Below are 13,357 nucleotides of genomic sequence, written 5' to 3' on the forward strand. Positions count from 1 at the left end.
GAGCAATACAGAAGAAAGTAAAGGAAAACTGGAACTGGTCAAGACAGGAGCAGAGGGAAAAGCCCTTGAGGGAGCAAAATTCGACCTGTATAAAGTTGGGAATCCGGATGAAAATCGTGGTTCCTATGTAACTGGCCAAGATGGAAAGATCACAGTTGATAACGTAGAACCGGGAAGCTATTACTTTGTAGAAACAGAAGCTCCGTCAGGTTACGTAACACCAGGCGGTGAAGCGGCAAAGACAGAGACAAAGACGGTAAAAGCAGGCCAGAAGGAAAAGTTAACCTATACATTCGAGAAGAGTAATACGGAAGAAAGTAAAGGAAAACTAGAACTGCTGAAGACAGGAGCAGAAGGAGCAGCCCTTGAGGGAGCAAAATTCGACCTGTATAAAGTTGGAAATCCGGATGAAAAGCGTGGCTCTTATGTGACCGGCAAGGATGGAAAGATAACAGTTGATGACGTAGAATCGGGAAGTTATTACTTTGTAGAAACAGAAGCACCGTCAGGTTACGTAACACCAGGCGGTGAAGCGGCAAGGACAGAGACAAAGACGGTAAAAGCAGGCCAGAAGGAAAAGTTAACCTATACATTCGAGAAGAGTAATACGGAAGAAAGTAAAGGAAAACTGGAACTGCTGAAGACAGGAGCAGAAGGAGCAGCTCTTGAGGGAGCAAAATTCGACCTGTATAAGGTTGGAGATCCAGATGAAAAGCGTGGCTCTTATGTGACTGGCGAGGATGGAAAGATCACAGTTGATAATGTAGAACCGGGAAGCTATTACTTTGTGGAAACAGAAGCTCCGTCAGGCTATGTAACCCCGGTTGGAACAGATGCTAAGACTGAGACCGTAGTAGTAAAAGCAGGCCAGGCATTCGTAGTAACGTATACGACTAATGTAAGCAACACGGAGGAAAACGAAGGAAAGCTGAAACTGGAGAAGACCGGAACAGACGGTAAAAAACTTGCGGGAGCAGAGTTCGACTTATACCGTGCGGAAGAAGGAAAGGCGGACACCAAGATCAATGAAGTGTCGTTAGTAACAGATGAAAACGGAATCATTGAGATAAGTGTAGACCCAGGAAGCTATTACTTTGTAGAGACAAAGGCACCGACAGGCTATGTGACGCCAAGCGGAGATGCAGCAAAGACACAAGTAAAAGAAGTTCTTGCAAAACAGGCTGAGGTAAAAGTATATGAAGTATCAATGACAAATACGCCTACCAAAGCCACCATCACCAAAGTAGATGCCCTTGGCAACCAGCTTTCAGGTGTAGTACTTGAAATCCAGGATAAAGATGGCAACCCAATTGAGACTTGGACCACAGATGGAACACCACACGTAATCATCGGCAAACTGATTCTTGGTGAAACCTACACATTAGTTGAGAAATCTGCACCAAAAGGTTATGCTTTAGCAAAATCTGTCGAGTTTACTGTAAGTGCGGATGACACTGACAATGTAGTTACGATGGAGAACACCTACTCCGCATCCGGATCTCTGAATCTGACAGCTAAGAAGACCTTGACAACCACAGAGACATCACTTGCAGCAGGTCAGTTTACATTCGAGCTTCGGGATAAAGATGGCAATGTGCTTCAGAGCAAGACCAATGATGCTGACGGAAACGTAATCTTTGATGCAATCGAGTACAACCTTGTAAAAGATGCAGCTTACAAAGATGACACAGACAAGAAAGTAGATGCTATCGGCGACTACCTGTACACTGTAAATGAGGTGAAAGGCGACGCAGCTGGTTACACCTACGACAACACCATCTACACCATCAACGTAACCGTAGAAGATGCTGGAAACGGTACCTTAACCGTAACCCCAGTGATCCATTCCTCCAAGTCCACATCCGAGGATGCGACTGTAGCAGGCATGGAATTTACCAACACCTACAAGACATCTGGTCAGATCGTCCTCAGTGCAACCAAGACTCTGGAGGGTCAGACACTGGAAGCAGACCAGTTCAGTTTCCAGGCAACAGAAATTGATGCAGATGGAAATGCAGTAGAAAATGGTTACAACGAAACTGTGAAGAATGCTGACGGCGGTGCCATCACATTCCCAATCATCACATACGAGAAATCCGGAAGCTATTATTACCAGATTACCGAAGTAAAAGATGAGAAACCGGCATACCAGTATGATGAAAGCAAATACGTTGTAAAAGTAGACGTAACAGATGACAATGCAGGCAAGTTAACAGCGAAAGTTACCGCAGTCACAAAGAACGGAGAACCTGTAGAGAACGGCAAACCTGTAGAGAATGGTGAACCGGAAGAGGAAAGCAGCTTTGCAAAAGCAGTTGCCTTCACTAACACCTACAGTGCTTCCGCTGACCTTGAACTGAAAGCCCAGAAGTCTATGAAGGTAGAAGGCGAAGAGCTTGGAACCTTCGAATTTGAGCTGAAAGATGCCGACGGAAATGTAATTGAAACTGTTAAGAATGATGAAAACGGTGCGATCAACTTCAGCAAGCTTTCCTATGATGAGAAAGCAGTTGGACAGACCTTTACCTACACCGTAAACGAGAAGATTCCGTCAGAGGCTGATATTTACGTATATGATGATACTGTTTACACAGTAACCGTAGAAGTAGAAGACAACCGAGATGGTACTCTGAAGCTTACCACCAAGGTGAATGGTGAAGATTACACGGAAGAAGCAATTAAATTTGTCAATGACACTACCAAGGTCACCATTTCCAAGGTAGACGATACCAGCCTGAAAGCTCTTTCCGGAGCAAAACTTCAGGTTGTGGATGCAGATGACAAGGTTGTAGAAGAGTGGGTTTCAGATGGTACTCCACATGTGATCACAGCAAAACTTGTTCTTGGTGCAACCTACAAACTGGTTGAGGCAGAAGCACCATTAGGATATGAGATCGCAGAGCCGATCACCTTCACCGTTGATGCGGATGATACCAAGAATGCAGTTGAGATGAAGGATGCCATGACCAAGAGCGAGACAGCTGCAATTGAGATCACGAAGGAACTGAAGCTGAACGATGCACTTGCTGGTGCAAAAGACATGACCTTCTATGTAGCACTTTTTGCAGATGAAGAATGCACGATCCTTGCTTCTGATGTAAAAGCACTCGAGTTCAAGAATGCATCTTCTTCAACTGTCACATTTACAGGAGTGGATCTTGGAAGAACCTACTATGTAAGTGAGACTGACGAAGCAGGAAAGGCAGTTGAATCAGGCATGACACCTGATGGAAAAGTTTATATCCCAGTTTATCCGCAGGGCAAGGAGATCACCGTAACAGAGGATGGCGCAAAGAGCAGCATCACATTCGAGAACCAGTTCAACGAATGGCCGGATGGATTCTACAAGATTGCAAATCTGAATGTAACCAAGGAGCTTCTTGGTGCCGACGGAAATGCTCTGGAAAGCGATGGAGTCTTCTATGCAGGTATCTTTGATGACAAAGAGTGCACAACTCTTTCCACAAGAACTGAGAAGAACATCCTCACGCTTGACCTTGCTGGCGGATCTACTGTATCTGAGAGCACTCAGGCGGTTGTAATGCCTGGTGAATCCTTTAATCTCTATGTTGCAGAGACTGATGCAGAGGGAAATCTGGTTGCTGGTACGGAAGGATTTAAGTATGTAGTGACTGTTAAAGACGGAAATGTATACTTTGATGAAAATAACCTCAATGCTAAGGTAACCATCATCAACCAGGAACAGCCGGAAGCCACACCTACTGTAACTCCTGAGGAGACACCAACACCAACACCAAGCTCATCCACAGGCGTTAAGACTGGTGATGACACACCAATCGGATTCTATATGGCAATGCTCTTCCTTGCAGCCCTTGCAATCGAAGAAACAACCAGAAGACGCCGTAAAAAAGAACAGGATTAACTAATCACAATTAAATAATCAGAACCGCCCCTGCAGGAAGGAATCCTAACAGATCCGCCCGCAGGGGCGGTTCGTCTTTCCTGGGAAATTTTCCCATCCAACTCTATTGCACTTCCAGGCAACACAATGTTATAATAAACGTTACGAATGAAGTTCAGGCATACTTTGCGAGAGCCTGGATATGCTAGAAAATAAAAGCAATTTCAGGAGATTCGCCACTATCTGGCGGGAAAGCCTGAGATTTTTGGAGGAAAAAATGAAAAAAGAGAACATTCCTGCATATGAAATTGTAAAGCAAGAGAATCTGACCGATATCCATTCTACCGGATATCTGGTACGCCATAAGAAAACAGGAGCCAGACTGGTTCTGATCGAGAATGATGATGAGAATAAGGTATTTTCCATTGCCTTTCGCACCACGCCGAAGAACAGCACCGGTGTTCCACATATTCTGGAGCACAGTGTTCTGTGCGGCTCCCGCAAGTTTCCGCTGAAGGATCCATTTGTAGAGCTGGTAAAGGGCTCTCTGAATACCTTCCTGAATGCCATGACTTACCCGGACAAGACCTGTTATCCGGTGGCGAGCTGCAATGACCAGGATTTCCAGAACCTGATGCATGTGTATCTGGACGCTGTTTTTTACCCGAATATTTATGAGAAAGAGGAGATCTTCCGTCAGGAAGGATGGAATTACCATCTGGAGCAGAAGGAAGGCCCGCTCACATACAATGGTGTTGTATACAATGAGATGAAAGGCGCATTTTCTTCCCCGGACGAGGTGCTGGAAAGAGAAATTATGAATCATCTTTTCCCAGACAATACCTACGGCGTGGAATCCGGCGGCAACCCGGAGAATATTCCGGAGCTTTCCTATGAAGAGTTTCTGGATTTCCACCGCACCTACTATCATCCATCCAACAGCTATATTTACCTTTACGGAAATATGGATATGGAAGAGAAGCTGCGATTTATTGATGAGAAATATCTGTCCGCATTTGAGGCTTTGGACGTAGATTCCAGCATTAAGGAGCAGGCAGCTTTTTCCCAGGTGAAAGACCTGCAGATCGAGTATCCCATTGCGGAGAACGAGGAAGAAGAGGATAACACCTACCTCTCCTATAACATGGTTGTGGGAAACGCCATGGACAGCACCCTGGGTGTGGCCTTTGATGTGCTGGATTATGCACTTTTAAGTGCGCCGGGAGCACCGCTGAAGCAGGCTCTTCTGGACGCTGGAATCGGTAAGGATATTTATGGCGATTACAGCGACGGTGTTCTGCAGCCGTATTTCTCCGTGATTGCAAAAGGTGCCAGAGCTGCCCGGAAGGAGGAATTTGTTTCTATTATCCGAAATTGTCTTCAGAACATTGTGAAAAATGGAATTGATAAGAAGGCGGTTCTTTCCGGAATCAATTACATGGAGTTCCGCTACCGCGAGGCAGATTTTGGACAGTTCCCCAAAGGTCTGATGTATGGACTGGACATTATGGGAAGCTGGCTTTATGATGATGAGAATGCTTTTTCCCAGGTAAAGCTTCTGGAGATTTATGATAAGCTGAAAATTGCAGTAAATGAAGGCTATTTCGAGAATCTGATCCAGAAATGGCTTCTGGACAATACACACGGTGCGATCCTGACTCTTGTGCCGAAGCGCGGTCTTGCAGCCCAGCGCGAGAAAGAGCTGGCGGACAGGCTGGAAGCATACAGAAGCAGCCTTTCCGATGAACAGCTGGAAGAAATGGTAAGAAAGACAAAAGCCCTTGAGGCTTACCAGGAGTCTGAGGAGAGACCGGAGGACCTGGAATGCATTCCTATGCTGAAGCGTTCCGATATCCGCAAAGAAGTGAACGGTTTTTCCAATGAAGAGCTTCAGGTGGAGGACAGCCTGTTCCTGTATCAGGATGTGTGCACCAATGGAATCGGTTATGTAAATATCATGTTCGAGATTAAGGATATGGCTGTTGAGAAGGTCCATTATCTTGGACTTTTGAAGTCTGTTCTCGGATATGTGGATACAAAGAATTACACTTACGGTCAGCTGTTTAATGAGACCAATGCCAGAACCGGCGGTATCCAGTGCGGCGTAGATGTTTTTGACAAGGCGAACGACCCGGAAGCGTTCCGTACCATGTTTACCATCCGGGGTAAAGCACTGTATTCCCAGATGGATTTCCTGTTCCAGATGATGGAAGAAATCCTGAATACTTCTAAGCTTTCAGATACCAGACGTCTTGGTGAGATTATCGGGGAGATCAGGTCCAGAGGACAGGCTTCCCTGATTGGCGCAGGTCATCAGACTGCAGTACTCCGCAGCGCTGCCTACGGATCTCCAATGGCAGAATATCAGGATGAGATGGCAGGCGTGGGCTATTACAAATTTATCGAAGACCTTGAGAAGAATTTCCAGGAGAAAAAGGACGAGATCGTAGCCGGGCTTCAGAACGCCGTGGCAGAGATCATCCGAAAGGATTCCTTTATGGTAAGCTATACCGGAGAAAGAGAGTCTGTGGAACAGGTGAAGGCCTTAAGTGGTGCCCTGAAGAAGAGCCTGCCGGAGCGTACCTGTGAGGTTCCGGAAACTGCCATTACCTGCAGGAAAAAGAACGAGGGCTTTAAGACCTCCGGACAGGTTCAGTATGTGGCAAGAACCGGTAACTTTGTGAAAAAAGGTTTCACATACACGGGCGCCCTGGAAATCCTGAAGGTTGCTTTAAGCTATGATTATCTGTGGATCAACCTTCGTGTAAAAGGCGGCGCATATGGCTGTATGAGCGGCTTTAAGAGAAGCGGAGAGAGCTTCTTTGTATCCTACAGGGATCCGCATCTTCGCCGTACCCTTGAGGTATATGAGGGAGTTCCGGAATATGTGCGTACCTTTGCAGCGGATGAACGTGAAATGACCAAATACATTATCGGTACTATCAGCGGAAAGGATGTTCCAAGAACACCGCAGACACAGGGCGCCCTTGGCAGAATGGCTTATTTCCGCGGGCTTACTGTGGAGATGATGCAAAAAGAGCGTGACCAGATCCTGAATGCTACTGTGGAGGATATCCATGCGCTGGCTCCGCTGATCGAGGCAGTTCTTTCTGATGATCAGCTTTGTGTAGTTGGAAGCGAGAGCGCGATTGGGAAGGCGAAGGATGTATTTATGGAGACAAAGCCGCTGATAAGCTGTTGATAAAAGTTAAGAAAGATGAGGATATATTTTCATGACACCAGATTTTAAATCCGGATTTGTTGCAATTATTGGGCGTCCCAATGTTGGTAAATCAACCCTGATGAACCACCTGATCGGACAGAAGATCGCAATCACATCCAAGAAACCCCAGACCACCAGAAACCGTATCCAGACGGTCTACACCTGTGACAAAGGCCAGATCGTTTTTCTGGATACTCCTGGTATCCATAAGGCGAAGAATAAGCTTGGAGAATACATGGTAGCCGTTGCAGAGCGTACCCTGAAAGAAGTGGATGCGATTATGTGGCTGGTTGAGCCATCCACCTTTATTGGTGCCGGTGAGCGCCATATTGCAGAGCAGCTCCAGGGCGTTGGCGTGCCGGTCATTCTGATCATCAATAAGATCGATACGGTGAAAAAAGAGGAGATCCTTCCGGCAATCGACACGTACCGCAAGATCTGCGATTTTGCCGAGATCATCCCTTGCTCTGCACTTCGCGGACAGAATACAGAGGATATTATTGACAGTATTTTGAAATATCTGCCTTATGGACCCATGTTCTATGATGAAGATACCGTAACGGACCAGCCTCAGCGCCAGATCGTGGCAGAGGTGATCCGTGAGAAGGCTCTTCATGCACTGGATGCGGAGATTCCACATGGCATTGCAGTCGCCATCGACAAGATGAAAGAGCGTCCGGGCAAAAATCCTATGGTAGATATTGAAGCGACCATTATCTGCGAGAGGGATTCCCATAAGGGCATCATCATTGGAAAAGGCGGTGCCATGCTGAAGAAGATCGGCAGCAATGCCAGATTTGAGCTGGAGCGCATGCTGGATTCCAAGGTAAACCTGAAGCTTTGGGTGAAGGTGAAGAAGGATTGGCGTGACAGTGATTTTATGATCAAAAACTTTGGCTACGATAAGAAGGAAATCTGAAAATGAGTGATCTGATCACGGTACAGGGCATTGTGCTTTCTGCCCAGCCTGTAGGGGAGTATGACAAGCGGATCGTGCTTCTTACCAGGGAAAGAGGGAAGATTTCTGCTTTTGCCAAAGGCGCCAGAAGGCAGAACAGCCCGTTTATGGCGGCGGCGAATCCTTTTGTTTTCGGGAATTTTACCCTGTATGAGGGGCGCAGCAGCTACAATCTGAACCAGGTGACCGTGACCCATCATTTCGTGGAGCTGGCCACCAGGCAGCCGGGGGTTTATTATGGCTATTACTTTCTGGAACTGGCAGATTATTTCGGAAGAGAGGGTACAGACGAGAAGAATATGATGAATCTTCTTTACCTTACTGTGAAGGCTCTTCTGAATCCGGAGATTGATGACCGGCTGGTAAGGTGCATTTTTGAACTGCGGACTATGATGGAGCAGGGCCTGATGCCGGAGCTTTTCCGGTGTGTGAACTGTGGAGAAGAGATCGCCGGGAAAGAGAATCTGTTCTTTTCCCAGGAGGCACATGGGATCCTGGACGGGGACTGCCTGAAGAAAGCAAGCCCGGGAGAAGCCAGAACCGCCCGCCGGATTTCCCCGGCAGCACTTTATACCATGCAGTATATTGTAAGCTCGCCTATAACGAAATTATATAGCTTTACTGTGACGGACGAAGTGCTGTGGGAACTGGAACGGCATATTCAGCCTTATGTGGCAGGGAATACGGATAAGAAATTTAAGAGTTTGCAGATATTAGAAGTTATGATGTAAGCGGATTGGATGTTGCACATAACAGGAAAGTTGATTAACGTGCTTTGCCCTATACTTCGATAGCAGCACATGATTTGCTGCCCAAAAGTGCGGAAATTGTGATTTTGCGGCAGAATGTACGGAATTGAGTACGCGGTATAACTTTACAAAAAGAAAAGTTGCGAGTATAATGTTAGAAAATCATCTATCAAACAATGAGGAGAGATATCATGGAAAAAACAATGGACAAGATTATTGCTCTGGCAAAAGCAAGAGGATTTGTTTACCCGGGTTCTGAGATTTATGGCGGTCTGGCTAATACATGGGACTACGGTAACCTTGGCGTAGAGCTTAAGAATAACGTAAAGCGCGCATGGTGGCAGAAATTCATTCAGGAGTCTCCGTACAACGTAGGTGTTGACTGTGCCATTCTGATGAACCCACAGACCTGGATTGCATCCGGACATCTGGGAAGCTTCTCCGATCCGCTTATGGATTGTAAAGAGTGCCACGAGCGTTTCCGTGCTGACAAGATCATCGAGGACTACAGCCAGGAGCATGGCATCCAGCTTGAGAGCTCTGTAGACGGATGGTCCCAGGAAGAGATGAAGAATTTCATCGAAGAGCATAATGTTCCATGTCCTTCCTGCGGCAAACACAATTTCACAGATATCCGTCAGTTTAACCTGATGTTCAAGACTTTCCAGGGTGTAACAGAGGATGCTAAGAATACTGTATATTTAAGACCTGAGACAGCACAGGGTATTTTCGTAAACTTTAAGAATGTACAGAGAACATCCCGTAAGAAGATTCCATTTGGTATCGGCCAGATCGGTAAATCCTTCCGTAACGAGATCACACCTGGTAACTTCACATTCCGTACCCGTGAGTTCGAGCAGATGGAGCTTGAGTTCTTCTGTGAGCCAGACACAGACCTTGAGTGGTTTGCATACTGGAAGAGCTTCTGCCTGAACTGGCTGCATTCTCTTGGACTGAAGGACGAGGAAGTTCGTTACCGTGACCATGACAAAGAGGAGCTGAGCTTCTACAGCAAGGCTACAACAGACGTTGAGTTCCTTTTCCCATTCGGATGGGGCGAGCTCTGGGGAATCGCAGACAGAACAGACTATGATCTTACCCAGCATCAGAATGTATCCGGACAGGATCTTACTTACTTCGATGATGAGAAGAAACAGAAATATATCCCATATGTAATCGAGCCGTCACTTGGTGCTGACCGTGTGGTTCTTGCATTCCTTTGCAGTGCATATGATGAAGAGGTTCTGGACGCTGAGAAGAACGACGTTCGTACTGTTCTTCACTTCCATCCGGCACTTGCACCAGTTAAGATCGGTGTGCTTCCGCTTTCCAAGAAGCTGAACGAGGGAGCTGAGAAGATCTATGCTCAGTTATCCAAGAAATACAACTGTGAATTTGATGATCGTGGAAACATCGGTAAACGTTACAGAAGACAGGATGAGATCGGTACTCCGTTCTGCGTAACCTACGATTTCGATTCTGAGACAGACGGAATGGTAACTGTCCGTGACCGTGATTCCATGGAGCAGGTTCGTATTAAGATTGACGAGCTGGATGCTTACTTCGCAGATAAATTTACATTCTAACGAAAAAGATATAGTGAAATTTGGGGGCTGGCTTTCTGGTAAGATACAGAAGGGGAGTCCCTTTTTGTCTGTCGTCTGGAGTTTGCGGGAATGATTTTTCAAACACGCTCTAGGACGGCATGACAGTTTGGAGTTACGAGAAAATGAAAAAAAGACGTTGGACGTGTATTGACATTTTGAAATGCCTGGCTGCCATTGCAGTAGTGGAGATCCACAAGCCTCTGGAAATACAAAGAGGAGCAGAACTTGTGATCCTGTGCCGCTTTGCAGTCCCTGTGTTTTTCATGATCACCGGATTCTTTTATCCGGAAACGGTGGCAAAAAAACGGGAACTGAAGCAGCTTGGCAAAATTTTCACCATTACCATTGGTGCAAATCTGTTTTACCTGCTGTGGGAGATCCTTCTGGCAGTTGAGACAGGGGAAAATATAAAAGGAGCACTGCTGGCCAGGTTCGAGGAAAGAGTACCGGAGGATTTCGTTTTGTGGAACCTTTCCCCACTTTCGCCTCATTTATGGTATCTGCAGGCCCTTCTCTATGTGCTGATCATTGCGTTTATTGTGGAGCATCTGGGCCTGCGGAAGCTGGCATATCTGCTGATTCCGGTGCTGCTGGTGGGAAATCTCATAAAGGGAAATTATTCCCTGCTCCTTCTGGGAAAAGATGACTGCCATGTTTACTACGCAAGAAATTTTCTTTACTGCGGTCTGCCTTTCTTCTGGCTGGGGTGTTGGTTTGGCTCCAGAAAGGAAGCCCTTCTAGGCTTTCTGGATAAAAAGAAGCTGGCAGTCCTTTTGTGCGGCGTTCCCTTTTTCTGGAACCTGGCACTTATGGAACGGAACTGGCTGGAAAAGAGAAATGCCCTCAGAATCCAGGAAGAGTACGCTGGAACCATTTTCCTGGCAATCTGTATGTTCCTTCTTTTCGTTGGCTGGCAGAATTTTTACAGGGAGAACTCTCTTACCAGAGCGCTGGCAAAAGTGGGAAAAGACTATTCCATGCTTATTTATGTTCTTCACTACGCGGTCCTACAGGCTTTGTCCAGATGCTTTGAAGGCAGAAAAAATCTGCTGGCAAAAGGTTATCATCAGTATGGGATGATGTTTGTGTTTGCTGGCACAGCGTTGCTGGTAGCAGTTTACATTTACGCAAGAAAAAAACTGAGGATGGCTTCACAAGCAAAAGGTTGTGAGTAAAGATGTTTCGTGGTATCATGTTTTTATGTAATAGTACGAAATTCCAGTGGGATTTCCTGTTGCATAAAATGGTGCCATGAATTTTTTATTAGAGATTTAGGAGCGTGAGGACGAATGGGAAGATTTGTGAATCCAGACAATCGTGCTTTTCAAACTGCTGTAAATTCAGAAATTTATGTAGATAAAACAGGTATTTTGAAATATACAAATAAGGCATTGAATACGCTGCAAGGATATATCTGCAATAGCCGTCCGCGCCGTTTTGGAAAATCTGTCACGGCAAATATGCTTACAGCCTATTATAGCAGAGGATGTGACTCAGAAGAGTTGTTTTCTGGCTTTGAAATCAGCAAAGATCCAGATTTTAAAAAACATTTAAATAAGTACGACGTGATCCATCTGGATATTCAATGGTGTATTGAACCGGCTGGCTGAGCTGAAAATGTTGTATCGTATATAACAGAACAGACAATTGCTGAATTACGGGATTATTATCCCGATGCAGTTCCGAATTCGATAACTTCCTTGACAGAAGCTCTTTCCAGGATTAGTAACATAACAGAAAAGAAATTCATTGTAATTATTGATGAATGGGATGTTTTGATCCGTGATGAGGCTAATAATGAAAAAATACAGGAAGAGTACATCAGCTTTTTAAGGAGTATGTTTAAGGGAACTGAGCCTTCGAAATATATGGGACTGGCTTATCTGACCGGAATATTACCCATAAAAAAAGAGAAAACCCAGTCCGCCTTAAATAATTTTGATGAATTCACAATGCTGCAGGCAGATGATCTGGCAAGATATATTGGATTTACAGAAGATGAAGTAAAGGAACTTTGCGGAAAATATAACCGGGATTTTGAAAAAGTGAAGCTGTGGTACGATGGATACCTTCTGGAAGATTATCAGGTTTATAATCCAAAGGCGGTGGTGAACGTATTGTTGAAGGGAAAGTTTCGAAGCTATTGGTCCGAGACCGCTTCTTATGGCGCGATTGTTCCTTTGATCAATATGAATTATGACGGGTTAAAAACTGCTGTTATTGAAATGCTTTCTGGTTCTGTCGTAAAAGTAAATACAAAAACATTCAAAAATGATACTATAAATATACAGAACAGAGATGATGTCCTTACCTATTTGATCCACCTTGGTTATCTTGCTTATGATCAGGATCGTGAGACTGCATTTGTTCCAAATGAGGAAATCCGGCAGGAGTTAACGTATGCGGTTGAAAGCAAAAAGTGGAATGAGATGATCCTTTTTTGGCAGAAATCGGAGAAATTACTGACGGATACTTTGGAAAGAAATGAGGAGAAAGTGGCTGCCGAAATTGAAGAAATTCATGAGGAGTATACTTCTGTTATCCAGTATAACAATGAGAATTCTCTCAGTAGTGTATTGCCAATTGCTTATTTGAGCGCAATGCAGTGGTATTTTAAACCAATTCGGGAGTTTCCGGCAGGCAGGGGATTTGCTGATTTTGTTTTTATTCCGAAACCAGAATTCAGAAATGATTACCCAGCTCTGGTGGTAGAATTGAAATGGAATAAAAATGCCAATACTGCCTTAAATCAGATAAAAGAGAAAAAATACCCGGAGTCCATATTGCACTATACGGGAAATATTTTACTTGTTGGTATTAATTATGATAAAGAAAGCAAAGAACATCAGTATATGGTAAATAACTGGTCCTCCCCAAAAAGATATGCCAGCCCAAAGGCTGGCATGGAGCTTTACCTTGATTTAGTTTTTCGACAGTGATCCGGCAGTTCTTCAGACC

6 protein-coding genes and 1 pseudogene are annotated in these 13,357 nt (G+C 45.2%); all 7 read left to right on the plus strand.

The genetic code is table 11. The annotated features are described in order from the left end of the window. The coding region (locus ACTQ50_RS18050) for a SpaA isopeptide-forming pilin-related protein (RefSeq protein ID WP_441485337.1) at nt 1-3,883 on the plus strand (3,883 nt) is incomplete at its 5' end. Nucleotides 3,884-4,139: 256 nt separating this feature from the next. After that, nucleotides 4,140-7,064 carry an insulinase family protein gene (locus ACTQ50_RS18055; protein ID WP_441485338.1) on the plus strand — a complete coding sequence of 975 codons (2,925 nt, stop codon included), beginning with the start codon at nt 4,140-4,142 and terminating at the stop codon, nt 7,062-7,064. A gap of 31 nt (nt 7,065-7,095) precedes the next feature. Continuing rightward, entirely contained in the window at nt 7,096-8,004 is a 909-nt protein-coding gene (era, locus tag ACTQ50_RS18060; RefSeq protein ID WP_021925367.1) for a GTPase Era, read from the plus strand. Nucleotides 8,005-8,006: 2 nt separating this feature from the next. Next, the gene (gene recO / locus ACTQ50_RS18065; RefSeq protein ID WP_226821967.1) at nt 8,007-8,774 is read left to right on the plus strand and encodes a DNA repair protein RecO; all 768 of its coding nucleotides are present in this window, start codon (nt 8,007-8,009) and stop codon (nt 8,772-8,774) included. 209 nt (nt 8,775-8,983) lie between these two features. Further along, entirely contained in the window at nt 8,984-10,378 is a 1,395-nt protein-coding gene (locus ACTQ50_RS18070) for a glycine--tRNA ligase (RefSeq protein ID WP_226821964.1), read from the plus strand. Between the two features lie 143 nt (nt 10,379-10,521). Further along, entirely contained in the window at nt 10,522-11,574 is a 1,053-nt protein-coding gene (locus tag ACTQ50_RS18075; RefSeq protein ID WP_441485339.1) for an acyltransferase family protein, read from the plus strand. 114 nt (nt 11,575-11,688) lie between these two features. Then, a pseudogene (locus tag ACTQ50_RS18080) lies at nt 11,689-13,338 on the plus strand (AAA family ATPase). The last annotated feature ends 19 nt before the right edge of the window (nt 13,339-13,357 follow it).

This window comes from Blautia sp. Sow4_E7 (assembly GCF_052116245.1).
Classification (GTDB): domain Bacteria; phylum Bacillota; class Clostridia; order Lachnospirales; family Lachnospiraceae; genus Blautia_A.